We start from the raw sequence: 22,274 nt of genomic DNA, 5'->3' as shown, positions 1-22,274 counted from the left end.
AGTGTGGTTGCAGAAGATGGGATGGCGGAAACCGGTACGAGGTTCGGAGATTCGGAAGAAAATCTCGGCCCCGAATGGCCACGCTCTTCGCGGCATGTGCCACACACCGTGCGGGACGGGTGGGATAGGGGTGGGCGAGCCTAAGATCAGCGGGGCGTCGTACGAGGGAGAACAGCATGGTGGAGGGGGCCGCGGGGCGGCTTGAGCCCTTGCTGACCCGGATTCTGGGTGATCCGCTGCCGGTCCGGGTGCGCGCCTGGGACGGCAGCGCGATCGGGTCGACCGGAACCCCGGTGTTCGTGATCCGCGACCGGCGGGCGCTGCGGCGGCTGCTGTGGAAACCCGGCGAGATCGGTCTGGTCCGCGCCTACGTCACCGGCGAGCTGGACATCGAGGGCGACGTGTGCGCCGCGCTCGGGGCGCTGCAGCGGGTGCTGCGCCACGACGACGAGGCGATCCGGCTGAGCGGCGACGACAAGCGCGAGATAGTCCGGACGGCGGTGATGCTGGGCGCGGTGGGACCCGAGCCGAAGGCGCCGCCGGAGGAGGGCGGCAGGGGCCTGCTGGAGGAGACCCCCGAGGAGCTCTACGCCCGGATGGCCGGCGACAGCCGCGCGCTGGGCACCGGGCGCTGGGAGGGCGCGACGACGTTGGCGGAGGCCCAGAACGCCGACGAGGCGCGGCTCGCCGCCAGGCTCGCCCTCGAACCGGGTGCCTCGGTGCTGGAGCTCAACGCCGGCTGGGCCTCCTTCTCCGCCCGGCTCGCCCGGGAGCACGGGGCCGAGGTGACGGCCGTCACCTCCTTCGACATCACCCCTCCGGAAGGGGTGCGGGTGGTTCCCGCCGAGCCCGCCGAGGGCTCCTACGACGTGATCGTCGCGCTCGCCGGGGTGCTGCCCCTGCACGGGGTGATCGGCAGGCTCGCCGCCCTGCTCAAGCCGGGCGGCCGGCTGCTGGTCCGCCAGCCCGTGCACCGGCAGGACTCCGTCCAGCGCCCGTTCACCAGCGACTACGTCTTCGGCTCCGACGAGGAGCTGCCCACGCTCGGGGCCTTCATCGAGGCGCTGGACGCGGTGGGCCTGGAGGTGCGGCGGGCGGTGGCGCTGCGCGAGGACTACGCCCGGACCCTCCGCGCCTGGGCCGCGGGCCTCCAGCGGGAGCCCCTGGAGGACGGCCGCGCCCGCACCTGGCTGCTGCACCTCGCGACCACCGCGCTGGCCGCCGAGACTGGCAGGATCGGGTTGTACGAACTGGACTCGATCCTGCGCTGAGGCATATTCCCCTTGCGCCGCGGAACGTTTTCCAGATATGGACCGTCTAATCGATGTGACGATTCTCAGTTGCCGGAGGAAATGATGGAGAGCAGGAACCCCGCGTTCCGCCACATGGGTGAACAGGCGCGTCGCGAGTACACGCCCTCCCCGCAGCAGCTCCAGGACATGTACAACCAGCCGGCGTACACGCCCCCGGCCGTGCGGACCATGACCGTCGACGACGTCGTCGTCAAGGGCTTCCTGAGCCTGGGCACCCTCGCCCTCACCGGCACCCTCGCCTGGGTCCTGAACCTCGGCATGGGTGTGGCCCTGGTCTCGGCCCTGATCGGCCTCGGCGTCGGCCTGTACCTGAGCTTCTCGGGCAAGGCGAGCGCCGCGCTGACCCTGACCTACGCCGCCTTCTACGGCGTCGCGGTCGGCACGATCAGCCACCTGTACAACGACTTCTACAACGGCATCGTGCTCCAGGCCGTCCTCGGCACGGCGCTGGCGTTCGGCGGCATGCTGGCCGTCTACTCGCTGCGCATCATCCGGGTGACGCCGAAGTTCACGAAGTACGTTCTGGCCGCCGGCATGGCCCTCCTCGGCCTCATGCTGGTCAACCTGGTCGCGAGCCTCTTCACCGACGGCGGCCTCGGCATCCGCGAGAACGGCGCCCTCGGCATCGTCTTCAGCGTCGTGGCGATCCTCGTCGGCTGCTTCTTCCTGATGCTCGACTTCGACATGGTCGAGCGCGGTGTGCAGGCAGGCCTTCCGGAGAAGTACTCCTGGGCCTGCGCCTTCGCCCTCACCAGCACCCTGGTCTGGATCTACCTGGAGGTCCTGCGCCTCCTGGCGATCCTCAACAGCAGCGACTGAGCGAGCCGACGCGCAGAAGCAACGAGAGATGCCCTCGGGAGAATCCCGAGGGCATCTCTCGTTGAGGCAAGGCACTGCGGAGAGCGCGAACGCGCCTCTCCGCAGTACCACGGCACCCACCATCCCGGTATGACGGGCTGGTGTCAGCTTGCTGCCACAGCGACGGCCTGAAGTGAATACAAACGATGATGTTGGGTTAGGCGAGCGCTAGCTGAGCCTCTCCAGGATCATCGCCATGCCCTGGCCGCCGCCGACGCACATGGTCTCCAGACCGAACTGCTTGTCGTGGAACTTCAGGCTGTTGATGAGGGTGCTGGTGATGCGGGCGCCGGTCATGCCGAAGGGGTGGCCGATGGCGATGGCGCCGCCGTTGACGTTCAGCTTGTCGATGTCGATGCCCAGCTCGTCGGCCGACGGCAGGACCTGCGCGGCGAACGCCTCGTTGATCTCGACCAGGTCGATGTCGTCGATGGTCAGGCCGGCCAGGGCGAGGGCCTTCTTGCTGGCCTCGACCGGGCCCAGACCCATGATCTCGGGGGAGAGGCCGGAGACACCGGTGCTGACCACGCGGGCGAGCGGGGTGATGCCCAGCTCGGCGGCCTTGGTGTCACTCATGATGACCACGGCGGCGGCGCCGTCGTTCAGCGGGCAGCAGTTGCCGGCGGTCACCGTGCCGTCGGGGCGGAAGACCGGCTTGAGCTGGGAGACGGCCTCGTAGGTGGTGCCGGCGCGGGGGCCGTCGTCCTTGTTGACCACGGTGCCGTCGGGCAGCGTGACGGGGGTGATGTCGGTGGCCCAGAAGCCGTTCTCGATGCCCTTCTCGGTGAGGTTCTGGGAGCGGACGCCGAACTCGTCCTGGCTCTGGCGGGACACGCCCTTGAGCCGGGCGACGTTCTCGGCGGTCTGGCCCATCGCGATGTAGACGTCGGGCAGGATGCCCTCCTCGCGCGGGTCGGTCCAGTCCTGGCCGCCCTCGGCCAGCTTGGCGGTGCGGGCCTCGGCGGGCGCGAACTTCTCGTTCTGGGTGTTGGGCAGCCCGTCGGAGGAGCCGAAGGCGAAGCCGGAGACGTGCTCGACGCCTGCGGAGACGATGACGTCGGCCTCACCGGCCTTGATGGCGTGCAGCGCCATCCGGGTGGTCTGCAGCGACGACGAGCAGTAGCGGGTGATGGTCGCGCCGGGGACGGTGTCCAGGCCGAGCAGCACGGACACGACGCGGCCCATGTTGTAGCCCTGGCGGCCGCCGGGCAGGCCGCAGCCCAGCAGGAGGTCGTCGATGCTGTTCGGGTCGAGCTGGGGGACCTTGGCCAGGGCGGCCTGGACCATGCTCGCGGCCAGTTCGTCGGCGCGCAGGTCCTTGAGGGAGCCCTTGAAGGCTCGGCCGATGGGGGAACGGGCGGTGGCGACGATCACTGCCTCGGGCATGGGATTCCTCTTCTCCTGGGGCCGTACCTCGGCCATCAAGTTACCGGTAAGTACTCTAATCCTGTTCTAGGACAAGATTCTAGAAATCCGGGGAGAAGCCGGCGGTGCCGGGGTGCTCCTTAGCCGTACATACCCGGGGTGGTGCCGGTGGTGTCCCTGGTGCCGTGGAGGGCGCCCTGCTCGTCCCGCCAGACCCGGTGGCCGTCGACGGAGCCGGTGAACCAGACGGGAGGCGGGGCCGAGACAGGGGTCTTCTCGCCGGTGGCGAGGTCGTAGGCGCACAAGGAGGCCACCGGGAAGAAGCCGGGGGCGCCTCCGGCCAGCCGCAGGGGCTCGGGCGAGGTGGTGCAGAAGGACCAGGCCCGCAGGCCCTGGAGGGGGACGGGAGCGGCCTGGCGCAGGTCGAACGCCGCGCCCTTGCGGCCGGGGATCCGGAATCCGAGGGTCGACAGGTCCGCGGAGAAGGACAACCACCAGGATGCGCCGCGGGGCACGTCCGCGGAGGGGATCGTGGTGAGCTTGCGGCCGGTGCGGGTGTCGATCCGGGCGAAGCCCTCGAAGTTCCCGGAGGAGCCGACCTCCCGGGTGATCAGGCCGACCGCCGGGTTCGGGCTCGGGTAGACCCGCAGCTGGCGCGGATGCGCCCACACGGGCGAGCCGTCGGCCAGCCGCAGCGCGAAGAAGCCGTAGGCCGACAACGACCGGCCCCGCCGGGCCGGCGCGACGTGGCCGAGGAGCAGTTCGCCCGCCGTGCCGAACGACCAGCCGCCCGAGAGGTCCACCCCGGAGCCCACCGCGTCCTCCACCGGGAACGTCCACAGCCGGCGTCCAGACCCGGTGGCGTGCGCGGCGAGGACCGGCCGCTCGGCCATGCGGAAGACCACGATGCGGTCCCGGTCGGCGTGCTCGACCTCGGCCAGCCCGCGCAGCCTCCACAGGGTCCGGCCGGTGCCGCCGTCCAGCACCACGAACCGGGGGCTGCGCTGGGCGGTCGACTCCGACAGGCATACGTTCGTCCCGCAGGCGACCGGCCCGAACGTGGATCTCACGCCCCGCGCCCACCGCTGCTCGCCCGTCCTGGCGTCGCGGGCCACGATCATGGCCTTCCACGGCCCCTCGGCGCGCGGCTCCAGCGCGACCACCACCGGCCCGGCGACGGCAGGGGGCTGCACCCCCATCCCGGGCAGCCGCCCGGCCATCGTCGCCGGGCGCGCCCACAGCCGCCTGCCCGTGGCCAGGTCGTCGACGACCGTCTCCAGGGCGCCGTCGGAGCGCAGTCCGGTGACGGCCACGACGCCCGAGCCCAGCGAGGCCCTGCTGACCGCGTTCACCCGGGTGTCGGTCCAGCTCGCCGCGGCGTGGGCGGTGTCCCGGTCCGTTCCGCCGGAGCATCCCGCCACCATCAGTGCCGAAAAGGACGCGGAGAGTAGTCGCTTGAGGGCGGCCGAGGGCATGGGGTGAACTCCAGGCGAAGGAGGGGGCCTCGGGCTCAGACCACGCCGGGTGCCACCTCGGGCAGGGTCGAGCCGTCGGACGAGGGACGGGCGGGAGCCGCGCCACCCGTGCGGCGCAGCAGCGTGACCCAGCGGGACATGCCGTTGCCGCCCCGTGCCGTCACCTCGGTGCCGGGCTTCTCCGCGGCCGAGGCGGCCGCGAGGTAGATGGGCAGGACTCCCTCGCCGAACCGGGCCTCGGGCTCGAGCCCCAGTGCGGCTGAGACCGAAGGTAGCAGGGCCGCCGCCGCCGCACCGTAACCTCGCGAAGACGGATGGTAACGATCCGCCGAGAAGAACTCGCCCGGTTCGATGGCGAAGTCCCGTCCGAGGAGGTCGCCGAGGGACACCGTGCGCCCGCCCGCCCGCACCACCACCACGGTCTGCGCGGCGGCGAGCTGGCGGCTGGTGCGCTGGGCGATCCAGCGCAGCGGCTGCATGAGGGGCTCGACCGAGCCCAGGTCGGGGCAGGTGCCCACGACGACCTCGGAGCCCGCGGCGCGCAGCCTCCGCACCGCCTCCTCCAGGTGCCGGACGGACTCGGCCGCCGCGACCCGGGCGGTGACGTCGTTGGCGCCGATCATGATCACCGCGATCTCCGGCTCGGCCTTCAGGGCCTGGGAGACCTGCTCGCGCAGGGCCTCGGAACGGGAACCGGAGACCGCCACGTTGGTCAGCCGGACCGGACGCCCCGCGCTGGCGGCCAGGCCCGAGGCGAGCAGGCCCGCCGCGGTCTCCTCCGGCTCGTGCACGCCGATCCCGGCGGCGGTGGAGTCGCCCAGCATGACGAAGGAGATCGGATCGCCGGGCAGCCAGCGCCCGTAGAGGCCGTCGGTGACCGGAGGCAGGAGGCTGGCCGACCCCTGGATGATCTTTCTGGCGAGCCGGGCCTCGGCCACCAGGAGGGCGAAGGTCAGCCCGCCCAGGACGGTCAGGCCGCCACCGCCGAAAGCCGCCGCCGTCACTATCCGGCGCGTGGTCAGAGCCCTCAGCATTCGCTCGCTCACCCCCGCGGGCTGGGTTAGTGTCGAAAACGGAATCTATCCGAGCGGCCGTGTGCTCGCGGACGGAAACACCGGCTGAAACGGATAGGAAACATAACGAGTATTCCCTTTCTTTCCAGCGCGCAAGACAAGGATGTCCCGTGCAGGTTCATGACTCGCTCATTCCCTTGATGGGAAACACTCCACTGGTCCGGCTGCGGAGCGTGACGGACGGACTGCCCGGCCAGGTGATCGCCAAGGTGGAGTACCTCAACCCCGGAGGCTCGGTGAAGGACCGCATCGCGGTCCGGATGATCGACGCGGCGGAGGCCTCGGGGGCGCTGCGGCCCGGCGGGACCATCGTCGAGCCGACCTCCGGCAACACCGGCGTGGGCCTGGCCATCGTCGCCCAGGAGCGCGGCTACCGGTGCGTCTTCGTGGTCCCGGACAAGGTCGCGGCGGACAAGGTCAACGTGCTGCGGGCCTACGGCGCCGAGGTCGTCGTCTGCCCCACCGCCGTCGCGCCCGACCACCCCGACTCCTACTACTCGGTCTCCGACCGGCTGGCCCGGGAGATCCCCGGCGCCTGGAAGCCCGACCAGTACTCCAATCCGGAGAACCCGAGGTCGCACTATCTGAGCACCGGCCCGGAGATCTGGGAGCAGACCGAGGGGAAGATCACCCACTTCGTCGCGGGGGTGGGCACCGGCGGCACCATCACCGGCGCCGGGCGCTACCTCAAGGAGGTCTCCGGCGGGCGGGTGAAGGTGATCGGCGCGGACCCGGAGGGCTCGGTCTACTCCGGAGGCACCGGCAGGCCGTACCTGGTGGAGGGGGTGGGCGAGGACATCTGGCCCGGGACCTACGACCCGGACGTCTGCGACGAGATCATCGCGGTCTCCGACAAGGACTCCTTCGTGATGACCCGGCGGCTGGCCCGCGAGGAGGGCCTGCTGGTCGGCGGCTCCTGCGGCATGGCGGTGGTCGCGGCGCTGCGGGTGGCCGAGCGGGCCGGGCCCGGGGCCGTCGTGGTGGTGCTGCTGCCCGACGGGGGACGCGGCTACCTGTCCAAGATCTTCAATGACGAGTGGATGCAGAACTACGGCTTCCTGTCGGCGGCCACCGACGAGGCCAAGGTCGCGGACGTGCTGGAGGGCAAGGGCGGCGGGCTGCCGGAGTTCGTCCACGCCCACCCGGAGGAGACCGTCGGCTCGGTGATCGAGCTGATGCGCGAGTTCGACGTCTCCCAGGTGCCGGTGCTCAAGGAGGAGCCGCCCGTCATGGCCGCCGAGGTGGTCGGCGCGATCGGCGAGCGGGAGCTCCTCGGCCTGCTGGTGGCGGGCAAGGCCCGGCCGGACGACCCGCTGTCGCTGCACATGTCGGAGCCGCTGCCCATGCTCGGCTCCGGCGACCCGCTCTCCCGCGCGGTGGAGGTGCTGGAGAAGCACGGCGCGGCGGTCGTCCTGGTGGACGGCAAGCCCGCCGGGATGATCAGCCGTCAGGACCTGCTGGCCTTCCTGTCGACGGCCTGAACCCGGGGACGGGAACGGGGCGGTCCCCCTGAGGAGGGCCGCCCCGTGAGGTGGTGCGGTCACTGCTTGGCGAACTCCGGCCGGGGCTCGGCCTTCGCCTTGGCCCGGTCGCCGTGCCCCGGCCACCAGGCGGCGTGGCCGAGCAGGGCCGTGACGGCAGGGACCAGGAACGTCGCCATGACGAAGGCGGAGAGCATGATGCCGACGGCCACGCCGAAGCCCATCTGCTGCATCATCGCGACCGGGGCCAGGATCATGACGGCGAAGGTGCCCGCCAGGATCAGGCCGGCCGCCATGACCGTCGGGCCGCCGTGCTCGACGGCCAGCGCCGCGGCCTTCCTCGGCTCGTGGCCCTCCCTGGCCTCCTCGCGGAGCCTGGCGGTCATGAGGATGTTGTAGTCGGTGCCGATCGCCAGCACGAACAGGTACATGATGATCGGCAGCTGGAAGGTCACCCCCGGTTCGTCCTTCAGGAACTGGAAGAAGTACACGGCGGAGCCGATGGTGGCGGCGAAGCCCAGCAGCACCGCGGGCACCAGGTAGAGCGGGGCGACGAGGCTGCGCAGCTGCAGCGCCAGGATCAGCGCGATGAGCAGCGCCGCGACCGGGAGAATGACCGACAGGTCGCGGTTGTTCACCTCGTTGATGTCCGCGTAGATCGAAGTCGCTCCACCGACGTAGGCGCGGGTGCCCTCCGGCGCCAGATCGTGGACGGCGGGCCGGAGCTCGTCCTTGACCAGATTGATCGAGTCGTTGGAGTTCGGGTTCTCCTTGAGCAGCAGATCGACCCGGGCGATCGACTTGGTCGTCACCCCCAGGACCGCCTGCTGGACCCCGCCGACACCCGGTGCGGACTTGGCCTTCTCCGCGAAGGCGTCGAGCTGTGCCTGGGTGAGATCGGTGCCGTTCTCGCTCTTGAGGTAGACCTGGACGGGCATGGTGAGCCCGGGCGGGAATCCCTTCTGCATCTCCTTGACGGCCTGCGCCGACTCGGTGTCCTGCGGGAAACCGGCCTGGAAGTCGTAGTCGGCCTTGAAGAACCCGGCGCCCGAGGCCAGTGCGATCAGCAGTCCGCCGGACACCAGCGCCACCACCAGCGGCTTGGCTCCGACGAAGCCGCCGATCTTGCGCGCCGTGCTCGCCTCGGGCTGGGTCTTCCACGACTTGGACGGCCAGAAGACCGCGGGGCCCAGCAGGGAGACGAGCGCCGGGATCAGGGTGAGCGAGGTGATCGCCATGACCACCACCGCGATGGCCAGGGACGGGCCCCAGGCGCTGAACACCCCGAAGGCCGCCAGCAGGAGCACCAGGAACGCCACGGCCACCGCCGCCGCGGCGGAGGCGATGACCTCGCCGACCCGCTCCACCGCGTGGATCATCGCGGTCCGCTTGTCGTCGCCGGCGCGCAGCCGCTCCCGGAAACGGAACATGAGGAACAGGTAGTAGTCGGCGCCGATACCGAACAGGACGATCAGGATGATCGTCTCCAGCGAGTCGTCGCCGGAGAAGTCCAGCACCTTGGACGCGGTACCGATCAACCCCATCACCACGGACATGGTGAACGTGATCACGATGATCGGGATCAATGCGGCCAGCGGGGCGCGGAAGATCACCAGGATCAACCCGATGATCAGGACGAAGGTCGCGATGCCGACGATGGTGAAGGCCTGCTCGAAGGAGTCGGCGTTGTCGGCCCAGCTGGCGATGTCACCGCCGACCTTCGCCTCCAGGCCGCTTCCCTGAAGCTGGCCGGGAAGGGCCTTGCGCAGTTCCTTGACCGCGGCGAGCTGCTTCTCCTGATCCTCCAGCGACTGGCCCTGCATCGGCACGGTGATGATCTGGACCAGCTTGTTCGGCGCGACGGCCTCGGGGCCGGTGGCGACCGCGACGACCGACGGGGGCTTGGGCAGCGCCTGGGCGACCGCCGTCGTCTTGGCGACGTCCTGGTCGGTGAGCGGCTTGCCGTCCGTGCGCTTGACCACGATCAGAGCCGAGGTGGTCTCGGCCTGCGGGAAGGCCTTCGCGGAGATCTCGGTCGCCTGCAGCGACTCGTATTTGGAGGGAAGGAAATTGCTCTGGTCGGACTCGGTTTCCAGCTTGGGGGAGAGGGCGATGACGAGCACCGCCACCACAAGCCACGCCGCGATGGTCCACCAGGGATGTCTGACGACGGCGTTGCCGAGCCGTCCGAACATTTCGGAGCCTCTCTGCTGTGAGGGATTTATCGATTCTTTACGCAATCTAGGGGTGGGCTCCCCTGTCTGTGATCCACCCCGGTACCGAAAGTGGGCCTGGTACCTGCGGGGGAGAGTGACCTCCCTCAGGAGGAGAGGGCGAGCCCCTAGCCTGGGGGGATGAACGACCGGAGCTTCGAGACGCTGGCGATCCACGCGGGTCAGGAACCCGACCCGGTGACCGGGGCGGTGGTCCCGCCGATCTACCAGGTGTCCACCTACCAGCAGGACGCGATCGGGAGCCTGCGCGGCGGGTACGAGTACAGCCGCAGCGCCAACCCGTCCCGCACGGCCCTGGAGGAGTGCCTGGCGGCGCTGGAGGGCGGGAGGCGGGGGCTGGCCTTCGCCTCGGGGCTGGCCGCGGAGGACGCGGTGCTGCGGACCCTGTGCGGCCCCGGCTCGCACGTGGTGATCCCGAACGACGCCTACGGCGGCACCTACCGGCTGTTCGCCAAGGTCTACGAGCGCTGGGGCGTGTCGTTCTCACCCGTGCCGCTGGCGGATCCGGCGGCCGTCCGGGCGGCGATCCGGCCCGAGACGGCCCTGGTGTGGCTGGAGACGCCCACCAACCCGCTGCTGGGGATCGCGGACATCGAGGCCATGGCGGGGATCGCCCACGAGGCGGGGGCGCTGCTGGTCGTCGACAACACCTTCGCCAGCCCCTACCTGCAGCAGCCGCTGGCGCTCGGCGCGGACGTGGTGCTGCACTCCACCACCAAGTACCTGGGCGGGCACTCCGACGTGGTCGGCGGGGCCGTGGTCACCGCCTCGGACGAGCTGGGCGGGCGGCTGGCCTACCACCAGAACGCGATGGGCGCGGTGGCCGGGCCGTTCGACTCCTGGCTGACCCTGCGCGGGATCAAGACCCTGGCGGTGCGGATGGACCGGCACGGAGCCAACGCGGCCCGGGTCGTGGAGCTGCTCACCCGGCACCCGAAGGTCACCGGCGTGCTCTACCCGGGGCTGCCCGACCACCCGGGGCACGAGACCGCGGCCAAGCAGATGCGCGGCTTCGGAGGCATGGTCTCCTTCCGGATGGCCTCGGAGGAGGCGGCGGTCGCGGTCTGCGAGGCCACGGAGCTGTTCATCCTCGGGGAGTCCCTGGGCGGCGTGGAGTCGCTGATCGAGCACCCGGCCAGGATGACCCACGCCTCGGCCGCCGGGTCCCCTCTCGAGGTCCCGGCGGACCTGGTGCGGCTGTCGGTCGGCATCGAGGAGTGCGGCGACCTGCTCGCCGACCTGGAGCAGGCGCTGGAGAAGGCGTGACGGGGTTCGGGGGCGTTCTTCCGGTGGGGGACGGTCAGTCGGCGTTCCAGTAGCTGTCGCCCTCGAAGATCAGGGCGGCGGCGCCGACGAGGCCGGAGGTCTGGCCGAGGGCGGCGGGGACGACCCGCACACCGCGGGCGAACTCCATGCGGGCGTGGGCGCGGAAGGTCTCCTCCAGGGGGGCGAACAGCAGCGGTCCGGCCTGGGCGAGGCCGCCGCCGATGGCGACCACCTCCAGGTCGCACAGGTGGGTGGCCGAGGCGATGCCGATGCCCAGGGCGCGGCCCGCCCGGCGCATGGCGGCGACCGCGATGGGGTGGCCCCGGGTGGCGTCGGCGGCCAGGTCCTTGGCGGTGGCCACCATCTGCTCCGGACGCCAGCCCTCGGCCTGCGCCCAGGCGGCCAGGGCGGGGCCGCGGGCGATCGCCTCCAGGCAGCCGCGCCCGCCGCAGGTGCAGGGCAGGCCGCCCGGATCGACGACGATGTGGCCGATGTGGCCGGCGTTGCCGCTGGCCCCGTCGATGAGCCGCCCGCCCAGGATCAGCCCGCCGCCGACGCCGGTCGACACGACCATCCCCAGCACGTTCCGCGCGCCCTTGCCCGCGCCGCGCCAGTGCTCGCCGATCGCGACGGCGACGGCGTCGTTGTGCACCCGGACGGGGAGCCCCGGGTGGCGCTCCCGCAGCCGGTCGCGCAGGGGGAAGCCGCGCCAGCCGGGGATGTTGAGCGGGGAGACCTCGCCGGAGGGCCACTGCATGGGCCCTCCACAGCCGACACCGACGCCGATCAGTTCGGCGTCGGTGTGCAGCTTGTCCAGGAGGGCCTCCAGCGTCCGCCACAGACCTTCGGCGTCCACTCTGGGGGTCTCGGCTCTTTCGTAGGACTCGATCCTTCCGTTCGGATCGACGATTCCCACGGCCATCTTGGTGCCACCGATGTCTACGGCTAGAACGCGCGTTTCTTTCATACGGCGCTGTCCTTCCTGCGGTCGGAGCCTGCGAAGGCGAGAATGGAGGCGGTGAAACCGTGAATATGGTTGCGGCCGGCGACCGGACCGATCTCCCCGTCGGCGAAGAAGCCTCCGACGGAGCCGAACTGGCCCAGGGCCCGCACGTCGTGGTCCGAGGCGCCGAACATCGCGCGTCCCCGGCCGTTGCAGGAGAAGAGCAGAGCCCCTTCGACGGGGCCCACGTCGAAACCCCTCACCAGCTTGGTGAGGTTGCTGTCGGCGGCCCCGGCGTCCCGTACCTGGAACCTGACCGTCTGGCCGGTCTCGACCACGTCGCCGACGGCCAGCGCGCCGGTGTCGGCGTCGACCCCCACGACGCCGCGCACCAGGAAGTCGCCCTGCTCATGGTCCTCGGCGTACTCGTCCATGGCGATCCCGATGAGCAGGCCCTGGGTGGCCAGCTCGCGTTCGGGTTCGGACAGGTCGGTGATGATCTCCTCCAGCTTGTCCAGGGCGGGGGCCCCGGCCAGCTCGAACAGGACGTTCTGGTCGGCGCTGGTCACCGTCATGGGCGGGCCGATCGGGCGGGCGCCCTGGCTGAGCAGGGTGACGGCGTGGACGGGGCCGCTGATGACCACGCCGACCGCGCCGGACTCGACCACCTGGTCGTCCACGAAGAGCCGGGTCTCGCCCTGGCCGCCGCCCGCGAGGCCGCCGACCAGCGGGAGTCCGGGCAGGACCTCCTCGGAGCGCTCGACGAAGGCGTCGGCCGGGAAGGAGTACGGATCGGCGAGCAGGACCCCGACCACGTCCTCGGGTGTGCTCTCCGGCATGCCCACGACGACCAGGCGTTCGTCCGACTGGAGGGTCTCCAGCCGGAAGGGCTCCAGCCGGGCCCCCGGCAGGATCGCGGCCCAGGCGCTGACGGCCGAGGCCTCCTCGATGGCCCGGCCCGCCGCGATCACCCCGTCGGCGCTGCATCCCAGTATCGTGCGGGCGTCGCTGTAGGCCATCGCGTGCCGCGCCGCCCGCTCGACCTCCTGGGCGTCCGTCCCGTGGACGAACACGCAGAGAAGGTCGGCGGGCCCGTCCAGGGCCCTGGTCGCCTGCCGTACGGCCTCCTCGGCCGCGCGGACGAGATCGGGCCCCATCGCCAGTCCGTCCCCGAAACGAGTCATGCTTTTGATTCAACCGGGCTTGACCCGAATCCGAAACCACTCCCGTGTAAACAGTGCGGTTGGGACATGAGGGACGTAATCTCGTTTAGGTGCCTTCCCAACCGCGTGAGACCACGCTCGCCGAGTTGCTCGAATCCGGTCATGTCCACCGGCCGGTGAAGACCGAACTGCGAGAGAATCTCCTGTCACGTTTGAAAACAGGGGAAACGAGATTTCCGGGGATCGTGGGTTTCGATGAGACCGTGCTCCCCCATGTGGAACGAGCCCTGCTGGCAGGGCACGACCTGGTCCTGCTGGGCGAGCGGGGCCAGGGCAAGACCCGCCTGATCCGGACACTGGTCGGCCTGCTCGACGAGTGGACCCCGGTGATCGAGGGCTGCGAGATCAACGACCATCCGTTCGAGCCCGTCTGCATCCGCTGCAAGAGGCTGGCCGAAAAGGCGGGCCCGGAGCTTCCGATCACCTGGAAGCACCGGGAGGAGCGGTACGGCGAGAAGCTCGCCACCCCCGACACCTCCGTCGGCGACCTCATCGGCGACGTCGACCCGATCAAGGTCGCCGAGGGCCGCACCCTGGGCGACCCCGAGACGGTGCACTACGGGCTGGTGCCCCGCACCAACCGGGGGATCTTCGCCGTCAACGAGCTGCCCGACCTGGCCGAGCGCATCCAGGTGGCGCTGCTGAACGTGCTGGAGGAGCGGGACGTCCAGATCCGCGGCTACTCCCTGCGGCTGCCCCTGGACCTGATGCTCATCGCCTCGGCCAACCCCGAGGACTACACCAACCGGGGCCGGATCATCACCCCGCTGAAGGACCGCTTCGGCGCGGAGATCCGCACCCACTACCCGCTGGAGCTGGACACCGAGCTGGAGCTGATCGTCCAGGAGGCCGGCCTGGTCGCCGAGGTGCCCCGGCACCTGCTGGAGGTGATCGCCCGGTTCACCCGGCTGGTCCGCGAGTCCAAGGCCGTCGACGCCCGCTCCGGGGTCTCGGCCCGGTTCTCCGTCGCCGGCGCCGAGACGGTCGCGGCCGGGGCGCTGCGCCGGGCCGCGCTGGCGGGCGAGGAGCGGCCCGTGGCCCGGGTCTGCGACCTGCCCGCGGTGGTGCCGAGCCTCATGGGCAAGGTCGAGTTCGAGGTCAGCGAGGAGGGCCGTGAGCAGGAGGTGCTGGAGCACCTGCTGCGCCGGGCCGTCGCCGAGACCTTCCGGCGGCACCTGGGCGGGGCCGACCTGTCCGGGCTGCTGGAGAGGTTCGACGCGGGCGAGACCGTCGACACCGGCGAGCTGGTGCCCTCCGCGGACCTGCTGCGCCGACTCGGCCCGGTGCGCGGGCTGGCCAAGCTGATGGAGCTGCTGGGGCTGGACGGGGACTCTCCCGGCCAGGCCGCGGCGGCGCTGGAGTTCGCGCTGGAAGGCCTGTACCTCACCCGGCGCCTGTCCAAGGACGTCTCGGGCGAGGGCGCGACCTACCGAATCTGAGGGCGCACCTGAGGGGGAGCCATGAAATACCGGTACGGACCCTACCGGGAGGGACCCGACCCGCTGGCACCGCCGTACGACGTCCGCGAGGCGCTCGACGCCGTCGGCGAGGAGGTGCTGAACGGCGGCCGGGTCGGCGACGCCCTGCGCGACCTGCTGCGCCGCGGCCTGGACGGAGAGAACGGCCGCCGCGGCCTGGACGACCTGCTGCGACAGGTCCGGGAGCGCCGCCGCGAGCTGCGGGAGCGCGGCCGCATGGACGGGCTCCTGGAGCAGGTCAGGGCGCTGCTGGACACCGCGATCGGCCAGGAGCGCGCCGAACTGTTCCCCGACCCGTCCGACGAGGCACGGCTGCGCGAGGCGGAACTGGACCAGCTGCCTTCCGACACGGCCAGTGCCGTCCGGTCCCTGCGGGACTACCAGTGGCGCTCCGAAGCGGCGCGGCAGACGTTCGAGCAGCTCAAGAACATGTTGCGCAGCGACGTCCTGGACGCCCAGTTCGAGGGCCTCAAGCAGGCGCTCCAAGGCGGAGACCCCGCCCAGGCGGAGCGGGTCAAGCACATGATGGCCGCGCTCAACGCGATGCTGGAGGCCGACGCCAGGGGAGAGCACCGCCAGGAGGACTTCGACGCCTTCATGGCCGAGTACGGGGACCTCTTCCCCGACGAGCCGCGCACCCTGGAAGAGCTGGTGGACTCCCTGGCCCGCCGCTCGGCCGCGCTGAACCGGCTGATGAACTCCCTCAGCCCCGAGCAGCGCGCCGAGCTGGCCGAGCTCATGGCCGAGTCGCTGCAGGACGCCGGCCTGGAGCTGGAGATGGCCCGGCTGGGCGACGCGCTGCGCCAGCGCCGCCCCGACCTGGACTGGACCGGCCGGGAGAGCATGGACGGTGACGACCCCCTCGGCCTGGGCGACGCCACCAGCGCGCTGGCAGACCTCGCCGACCTCTCCGAGCTGGAGTCGGCGCTGCGCCAGGACTACCCGGGCGCCAGCCTGACGGACGTGGACGAGGAGGCGGTCCGGCGGGCGCTGGGCCGCAGTGCCGTGGACGACCTGGCCGAGCTGCGCCGGATCGAGGCCGAGCTGGAGCGGCAGGGCTACCTGAACCGGGAGGGCGGGAAGCTGGAGCTGACCCCCAAGGCCGTCCGCAGGCTGGGGCAGACCGCGCTGCGCCGGGTCTTCTCCCGGCTGAAGGGCGGCAGGAACGGTCAGCACGACCAGCGGAGCGCCGGTCAGGCGGGGGAGTTCACCGGCACGTCGCGGCAGTGGCGGTTCGGCGACGAGCAGCCCCTGGACGTGGTCCGGACGGTCTCCAACGCCCTCCTGCGGGATCCGTCCGACGTCCGGCTGCTGCCGGAGGACTTCGAGGTCAAGGAGACCGAGCGGCGCACCGGCGCGGCCGTCTGCCTGCTGGTCGACCTGTCGTACTCGATGGTCATGCGGGGGGCCTGGGCGGACGCCAAGCAGACGGCCCTGGCCCTGCACTCCCTGGTCAGCACCCAGTACCCGCAGGACGCCATCCAGATCATCGGGTTCTCCCACCACGCCCGGGTGCTGCAGCCGGAGCAGATGGCCGTCCTGGACTGGGAGATGGTCCAGGGCACCAACCTGCACCACGCGCTGCTGCTGGCCGGACGGCACCTGGACGCCCATCCGGGCTTCGAGCCGATCGTGCTGGTGGTGACCGACGGCGAGCCGACCGCGCACCTGCAGTCCAACGGGCTGCCGGTGTTCGACTACCCGCCGACGCCCGAGACCCTGGTGCTCACGTTCGCCGAGATCGACAAGATGACCAGGCGCGGGGCCACCCTCAACGTCTTCATGCTGGCCGAGGACCGCAGGCTGGTGGCGTTCGTGGAGGAGCTGGCCAGGCGCAACGGGGGAAGGGTCTTCTCCCCGGACTCGGGCCGTCTCGGAGAGTACGTGGTCAGCGACTATCTGCGATCGCGGGGTTAAGGTCGTGGTATGTCGACAGCTGATCGCATCCTGCTCATCCTGCACGTCGGGTTCGCCGTCTTCACCCTGGGCCCGCTGACCGCCGCGACCATGTCCACGCCCCGCTACATCAGGGCCGGCAAGATCGAGGTCCTACGCTATCTGCGGCTGGTGACCCGCCTGTACGGGCTGGGCTCGCTGGGCGTCTTCCTGTTCGGGCTGTTCCTGGCCGAAGGCCGGTTCGACCAGATATGGCTGTCGGTGTCGATGACCCTGTTCATCGTCGCCCTCGCTCTGCTGCTGGTCGTCGAACGGGACCAGCGCAAGGCCATCTCCAAGCTCTCGGGCGGCCACGGAAAGGAGACGGGACGGGCCGGCCCCGAGGCGTCGGACACCAAGGCCGAGCAGGGCAGGATCGCCGCCCTCTCGGGCATCGTGGCCCTGCTCTGGCTGGTGATCCTGGTCCTGATGTTCTGGAATTAGCGCGGGGGCGTCACTTGGCCCACTTGGCGATCCACTTGAGGACCTGGGTGTAGTTCTTCTTGTTCTTGAGGATCTCGCCGCCGTGGAGGGCGCCGGGCAGCCGCCGCAGGGTCACCGGGACGCCTGCGGCGCGCATCTCCGAGCGCAGGGTCGTGCTCTGCTCGACGCCCACGAACTCCTTGGCCGAGTGAATGATCAGGGCCGGGGCGTCGCCCTGGGTGACGTGCTCCTCGGGGGTGGCGTCGGTGAGCAGGGGCCAACAGTCGGGGTCCTGGAAGACGGGGGCGCATCCCAGCAGCTTGACCACGGCCTGGCGGAGCTTGCGGGTGTAGGTGTCGGCGCCGTCCCGGCCGCCCGCCTCGTAGCCCTCCAGCGGGGAGTTGACGGGGGAGAGGGCCACCACGGCCCGCACCCGGGAGCTGCCGGTCCCGCGCACGGCGAGGATGGAGGCGAGCTGGCCGCCGGCCGAGGTGCCCATCGCGATGATGCGCCGCTGGTTGACGCCCAGCTTCTTGGCGTTCTTGTGCAGGTACGTCACGGCGGCCCCGACGTCGTCGCTCTGCGCGGGCCAGACGGCCTGCTGGCTCAGCCGGTAGTTGGTGGCGAACACCAGGTAGCCGCGCCCGGCGAGGTCCCTGGCGATGGCCTTCCAATGGCCTTTGTCGCCGCCCCACCAGTAGCCGCCGTGGATGAGGAGGATCGCGGGCCGCTTCTTCTTCGCGGAAGGCGCGGCGTACATGTCCATGCGCTGCGGCTTCAGCTTGCCGAAGGCGATCGTCTTGGTCTGGACTTTCGGTGCGGCCTGGGCGGATCCCGTCCATCCCAGGGAGGCGGCCAGCATCACGAATGTCACCAGAAGCACGCGCATGGGGCAGCAGCCTAGTAGGTGTGAACCTCCCATAAGGAAAGACCGGGAAGGTTTCCCAGGACCCGTCACATCCGCTCCGCCTCGCGGAAGCCGGGGGTCGCGCGGTAACGTCCCCTCTGACCAGCGCGACTGAGCCGAGCACTCCGGGAGATGACTCAGTGAGCCGAACCCGCTACTGGACCGCGGCCGCCGTCTTGTCGGGGGTCCTGGTCGCGTCCCTCCCCTTCGCCGTGGGCATGATCAAGGAGGAGGCCTCCCCGGACCCGGACTCCGCGGAGCGGAACGAGACGGCTCGGCCGCGCGAGTACGAGAGAGTGGGCTACTTCCCGCGCTGGGCGTCCTACCAGCGCAAGTTCCATGTGAAGAACCTGGTGACCAGCGGCGCGGCCGGCAACCTCACGACGGTCCAGTACGCGTTCGCCGAGCTGGACTCCAAGGGCCGGTGCTTCGTGACCACCGAGCCGGGCTCTGGCAGCGCCCACGACGACTACGTCCGCCCCTACAAGGCCGAGGCCAGCGTGGACGGGGTCGCCGACGCCGCGGACGCCCCGCTGCGCGGGCACTTCGGGCAGTTGCAGCGGTTGAAGAAGCAGTACCCCGACCTCAAGATCAGTCTCGCGATCGGCGGCTGGACCGGCTCGAAGTACTTCTCCAACGGGGCGCTCACCGCGGCCTCGCGCAAGGCGATGGTCGAGTCCTGCCTCGACCTGTTCATCCGGGGCGACCTGCCCAAGGTCGGGACCGCGGGCGGCCGGGGCGCGGCCGCGGGCCTGTTCGACGGCATCGACATCGACTGGGAGTGGCCGTCCTCGCCGGGCTACAACGACAACGTCCACCGGCCGGAGGACAAGCGCAACCTCACCCTCCTGCTGGCCGAGTTCCGCCGCGGGCTCGACGCCCAGGGCGAGGCGGACGGCAAACGCTACGGGCTGACGATGTTCATGCCCGCGGCCCCCAACGACGTCAAGAACCTCGAGGTCGAGAAGATCCACCGGTACCTCGACTACGGAAACCTTCAGGGCTACGACCTGCACGGCCAGTGGGAGGAGCGCGCCAACCACCAGAGCAACCTCTACGACGTCGCCGACGACCCCGGGACACCCGGGAGGTTCAGCGTGGACTCCGCGCTGAACGCCTACCTCGGCGCCGGATGGCCCGCCTCCAAGATGACCTTGGGCATCCCGATGTACGGCCGCGGCTGGAAGGGCGTCCCCGCCAAGAACCGGGGCCTCTGGCAGGCCGGGACGGGCGGTGCCAGAGGAGCGCACGAGGTGGGCCTGGAGGACTACAAGCTCCTCGTACGCCGGAAGGGCACCGTCTACAGGGACGACAGGGCGGGCGCCGTCTGGAAGTACGACGGCGACACCTGGTGGTCCTACGACGATCCGGAACTCGTCGAGGTGAAGGCCGCCTACATCAGGAAGAAGAAGCTCCGGGGCGGCATGTTCTGGTCCCTGGACGGCGACGACGACCGGGCGTCCCTGAGCACGGCCCTGTTCAAGTCCCTGTCCTGACGGGCGCGCCCTCCCCGTGCTGCGAGGATGAGGACATGAGCCACACCGTCACCCTCGACGCGATCCGCCGGGCGGAGGAGGGGCTGCGCGACGTCATCGTCCGCACCCCGCTGCTGCACTCCCGGTACCTGTCGGAACTGGTGGGCGGCCCCGTCCACCTCAAGTGCGAGAACGTGCAGCGCACCGGCTCCTACAAGATCCGCGGCGCCTACACCCGGATCTCCCGGCTGAGCCCGGAGGAGCGCTCCAGGGGAGTGGTGGCGGCCAGCGCCGGCAACCACGCGCAGGGGGTGGCGCTGGCCGCCTCGCTGCTGGGCTGCAAGGCGACCATCTTCATGCCGGCGGGGGCCCCGCTGCCCAAGGTGGAGGCGACCCGCGCCTACGGGGCGCAGATCATCTACCCCGGCGACTCGGTGGACGCGTGCCTGCCGGCCGCCCAGAAGTACGCCGAGGAGAACGGGGCGGTGTTCATCCACCCGTTCGACCACCCCGACATCGTCGCGGGCCAGGGGACGCTCGGGCTGGAGATCCTCCAGGAGTGCCCGGACGTCCGGACGGTCGTCACCGCCGTGGGCGGCGGCGGGCTCGCCTCGGGGCTGGGCGTCGCGCTCAAGGGCGGGGGCTTCACCGGGAGCCTGCTGGGCGTGCAGGCCAAGCGGGCGGCGGCCTTCCCGCCTTCGCTGGCGGCGGGAAGGCCGGTGGGCATCACGCCGAGCCCGACGATGGCCGACGGCATCGCCGTGGGACGTCCCGGAGAGCTGACCTTCGAGCTGGTCTCCGAATACGTCGACTCGGTGGTGACGGTCTCCGAGGAGTCGATCTCCCGGGCGATGCTGCTCAGCCTGGAGCGGGCCAAGCAGGTGGTGGAACCGGCGGGCGCGGCCTCCATCGCCGCGCTGCTGGAGCACACCTACGCGATGCGCCCGCCGGTGGTGGCGGTGCTGTCCGGCGGCAACATCGACCCGCTCCTGCTGTCCAAGGTGCTGCGCCACGGCCTGGCCACCGCCGGGCGCTACATGGTCGTCCGGGTACGGCTCACCGACCGGCCCGGAGCGCTGGTGCGGCTGCTCTCGGAGCTGGCCGACCTCGGCGTCAACGTCCTGGACGTCGTGCACGAGCGGGTGGCGGCCCGGCTGCACCTGGAGGACGCCGAGGTGGTCCTGCACCTGGAGACCCGCGGCCCCGAGCACAGCGAGGAGGTCGTGGGACGGCTGCGCAAGCAGAACTACACCGTCAAGTTCTCCTGAGCGGGACGGGACGTCTCGCCGGTCAGAGCTGGGGCTTGCCGGCGGTGTAGACCCACTTCTTGAACAGGGCGTCCAGCTGCTTGCCGCTGAACTTCTCGGCGAAGGCGTGGAACTGCCTGGTGCTGACCGTCTTGCCGCGGTAGGAGGCGAGCCAGGCGCGGACGAGCCGGAAGAAGACGTCGTCGCCGAGCTCCTTGCGCAGCGCGTGGACGGTCATCGCGCCCCGCTGGTAGACGAGGTTGTCGAAGATGTGGTCGCGGCCGGGGTCGCCCAGCACGCCCTTCCACACGTCGGCGCCGGGGCCCGCGGAGTAGGCGCCGCGGAAGCGCTGCTCGGCGGTGCGCTCGCCGTTCCGCTCGCTCCACAGCCACTCGGTGTAGGTCGCGAAGCCCTCGTTGAGCCAGATGTCCCGCCACTTGGCGGGGGTGACGCTGTCGCCGAACCACTGGTGGGCCAGCTCGTGGACGACGAGGTCGTCCGGCGGGTTCTGGCCGGAGGTGTTCCAGTCGTGCACCGGGCGGGCCTGGGTCTCCAGGGAGTAGCCGACGTCGAGCTTGTCGACGATGCCGCCGGTCGAGGTGAACGGGTAGGGCCCGAACAGCTTCGACTGCCACTTCAGGACGGTCCTGGTCTTCTTGTCGTAGGTCTGGAGCTGTTTCTTGGAGGCGGCCAGTGCGGAGTCGAACGCGGTGACGCTCTGCAGCCCGCCGCTCCTGGTGCGCAGGACCTCGTAGTCGCCGATCGCGACCATGGACAGCTCGCTGGACATCGGCTGGCGCATCCGCCAGCGGTGGACCGCCTTGCCGCCCTTGACCTTGCGGCTGACGAAGTCGCCGTTGGCCAGCGCCGTCAGGTTCTTGGGGACGGTGACGGCGAACGTGTAGGTCGCCTTGTCCTTGGGGGTGTCGTTGACCGGGAACCAGCTGGCGGCGCCGAACGGCTGGTTGAGGGCGACCGCGCCGTCGGAGGTGGTGATCCAGCCGGACGTGCCGAGCGGCTGGTCGGCGATCTTGTCGGGGTGCCCGCTGTAGCGGACCGTGACGGTGAACCTCTCACCCAGCCGCAGGCCCTTGGCCGGGGTGACGGTGAGCTCCTGGAAGCCGGAGCGCTTCCACTTGGCGGCCTTGCCGCCGACCCGGACGCTCTGCACGGTCAGGCCGTGCAGGTCGAGGTTGAAGCGGGAGAGGTTCTGCAGGGCGATGGCGGTGATGGTCGCCGTGCCGGTCAGGTGCTTGGCGGCCGGCGCGTACTCGAGCCGGAGCCCGTAGTGGCGGACGTCGTACCCGCCGTTGCCCATTTTGGGGAAGTAGGGGTCTCCGGCGCCCGCCGAGCCGGGACGGTAGTCGACCGCGGCGTCGGCGGACACCGGAACCAGGACCAGCGATGCCGTCAGAGTGGTGGCGGCCAGCAGCCGGGGAACGGTCATCTACGGTGTCTCCTGTCACGGGGGTCTTTCCATCTTCACCCGTGCGACACCGTATCGGCGGTAACGACACGTCCGGCACCGACCCGCCGGTGATCACCGGCGGGTCGATGACGGATCACCGGCTGCTTCTG

The 22,274-nt window shown here is 70.7% G+C and carries 17 protein-coding genes; 9 read left to right on the top strand and 8 right to left on the bottom strand.

Annotated features, from left to right (window positions below):
• Positions 1-176: 176 nt before the first annotated feature.
• Entirely contained in the window at positions 177-1,271 is a 1,095-nt protein-coding gene (locus tag ABGB12_RS04235) for a class I SAM-dependent methyltransferase (protein WP_347674744.1), read from the top strand.
• An 84-nt stretch (positions 1,272-1,355) separates the two neighbouring features.
• Entirely contained in the window at positions 1,356-2,132 is a 777-nt protein-coding gene (locus ABGB12_RS04230) for a Bax inhibitor-1/YccA family protein (RefSeq protein ID WP_347674742.1), read from the top strand.
• Positions 2,133-2,339: 207 nt separating this feature from the next.
• Here the strand turns inward: ABGB12_RS04230 and ABGB12_RS04225 are convergent, their stop codons facing one another.
• The 3 genes from ABGB12_RS04225 to ABGB12_RS04215 form a co-directional block, all read right to left on the bottom strand.
• Positions 2,340-3,557, bottom strand: a complete 1,218-nt coding sequence (locus tag ABGB12_RS04225) for an acetyl-CoA C-acetyltransferase (protein ID WP_347674741.1) — start codon at positions 3,555-3,557, stop codon at positions 2,340-2,342.
• A 119-nt stretch (positions 3,558-3,676) separates the two neighbouring features.
• Positions 3,677-5,011: a PQQ-binding-like beta-propeller repeat protein gene (locus ABGB12_RS04220; RefSeq protein WP_347674739.1), complete on the bottom strand. Its 1,335-nt coding sequence runs from the start codon at positions 5,009-5,011 to the stop codon at positions 3,677-3,679.
• A gap of 35 nt (positions 5,012-5,046) precedes the next feature.
• Entirely contained in the window at positions 5,047-6,057 is a 1,011-nt protein-coding gene (locus ABGB12_RS04215; RefSeq protein WP_347674737.1) for an SGNH/GDSL hydrolase family protein, read from the bottom strand.
• Positions 6,058-6,194: 137 nt separating this feature from the next.
• Here ABGB12_RS04215 and ABGB12_RS04210 point away from each other — a divergent pair, with 137 nt between their 5' ends.
• A complete protein-coding gene (locus ABGB12_RS04210; RefSeq protein ID WP_347674735.1) occupies positions 6,195-7,565 on the top strand; it encodes a cystathionine beta-synthase in 1,371 nt (456 codons plus the stop codon).
• Between the two features lie 59 nt (positions 7,566-7,624).
• On the opposite strand, the gene ABGB12_RS04205 is transcribed toward ABGB12_RS04210, so the two are convergent.
• On the bottom strand, positions 7,625-9,760 hold the full coding sequence (locus tag ABGB12_RS04205; RefSeq protein WP_347674733.1) for an MMPL family transporter: 2,136 nt from the start codon (positions 9,758-9,760) through the stop codon (positions 7,625-7,627).
• A gap of 159 nt (positions 9,761-9,919) precedes the next feature.
• Here ABGB12_RS04205 and ABGB12_RS04200 point away from each other — a divergent pair, with 159 nt between their 5' ends.
• Complete coding sequence (locus ABGB12_RS04200; RefSeq protein ID WP_347674732.1) at positions 9,920-11,065, top strand: cystathionine gamma-synthase; 1,146 nt, start codon at positions 9,920-9,922, stop codon at positions 11,063-11,065.
• 34 nt (positions 11,066-11,099) lie between these two features.
• On the opposite strand, the gene ABGB12_RS04195 is transcribed toward ABGB12_RS04200, so the two are convergent.
• Positions 11,100-12,032 carry an ROK family protein gene (locus ABGB12_RS04195; protein ID WP_347674731.1) on the bottom strand — a complete coding sequence of 311 codons (933 nt, stop codon included), beginning with the start codon at positions 12,030-12,032 and terminating at the stop codon, positions 11,100-11,102.
• Positions 12,029-13,192 (bottom strand): FIST N-terminal domain-containing protein, encoded by a 1,164-nt coding sequence (locus ABGB12_RS04190; RefSeq protein WP_347674729.1) that lies wholly within the window; start codon positions 13,190-13,192, stop codon positions 12,029-12,031. The genes ABGB12_RS04195 and ABGB12_RS04190 overlap by 4 nt, the downstream gene beginning before the upstream one ends.
• Positions 13,193-13,281: 89 nt before the next feature.
• Here ABGB12_RS04190 and ABGB12_RS04185 point away from each other — a divergent pair, with 89 nt between their 5' ends.
• The 3 genes from ABGB12_RS04185 to ABGB12_RS04175 are packed head-to-tail and all read left to right on the top strand — an operon-like array spanning position 13,282 to position 17,088.
• The gene (locus tag ABGB12_RS04185; RefSeq protein WP_347674727.1) at positions 13,282-14,670 is read left to right on the top strand and encodes a sigma 54-interacting transcriptional regulator; all 1,389 of its coding nucleotides are present in this window, start codon (positions 13,282-13,284) and stop codon (positions 14,668-14,670) included.
• Between the two features lie 21 nt (positions 14,671-14,691).
• Positions 14,692-16,626: a hypothetical protein gene (locus tag ABGB12_RS04180; RefSeq protein ID WP_347674725.1), complete on the top strand. Its 1,935-nt coding sequence runs from the start codon at positions 14,692-14,694 to the stop codon at positions 16,624-16,626.
• 9 nt (positions 16,627-16,635) lie between these two features.
• The gene (locus ABGB12_RS04175) at positions 16,636-17,088 is read left to right on the top strand and encodes a hypothetical protein (protein WP_347674723.1); all 453 of its coding nucleotides are present in this window, start codon (positions 16,636-16,638) and stop codon (positions 17,086-17,088) included.
• A gap of 10 nt (positions 17,089-17,098) precedes the next feature.
• On the opposite strand, the gene ABGB12_RS04170 is transcribed toward ABGB12_RS04175, so the two are convergent.
• Positions 17,099-17,956, bottom strand: coding sequence for an alpha/beta hydrolase (locus tag ABGB12_RS04170; protein WP_347674722.1), 858 nt, complete (start codon positions 17,954-17,956; stop codon positions 17,099-17,101).
• 158 nt (positions 17,957-18,114) lie between these two features.
• On the opposite strand from ABGB12_RS04170, the gene ABGB12_RS04165 reads away from it, so the two are divergent.
• Together ABGB12_RS04165 and ilvA are read left to right on the top strand one after the other, a co-directional pair.
• A complete protein-coding gene (locus ABGB12_RS04165) occupies positions 18,115-19,470 on the top strand; it encodes a glycoside hydrolase family 18 protein (RefSeq protein ID WP_347674721.1) in 1,356 nt (451 codons plus the stop codon).
• Between the two features lie 35 nt (positions 19,471-19,505).
• Complete coding sequence (ilvA, locus tag ABGB12_RS04160; protein WP_347674719.1) at positions 19,506-20,717, top strand: threonine ammonia-lyase; 1,212 nt, start codon at positions 19,506-19,508, stop codon at positions 20,715-20,717.
• 22 nt (positions 20,718-20,739) lie between these two features.
• Here ilvA and ABGB12_RS04155 read toward each other — a convergent pair whose 3' ends face one another.
• Positions 20,740-22,143 carry a M1 family metallopeptidase gene (locus ABGB12_RS04155; RefSeq protein ID WP_347674717.1) on the bottom strand — a complete coding sequence of 468 codons (1,404 nt, stop codon included), beginning with the start codon at positions 22,141-22,143 and terminating at the stop codon, positions 20,740-20,742.
• Between the last annotated feature and the right edge of the window lie 131 nt (positions 22,144-22,274).

It is taken from the genome of Actinocorallia sp. B10E7 (genome assembly GCF_039871655.1).
In the GTDB taxonomy this organism is placed as follows: Bacteria; Actinomycetota; Actinomycetes; order Streptosporangiales; family Streptosporangiaceae; genus Actinocorallia.
Note: the sequence above shows the minus strand (reverse complement) of the source record. Positions and strands in the feature narration are given on the sequence as shown.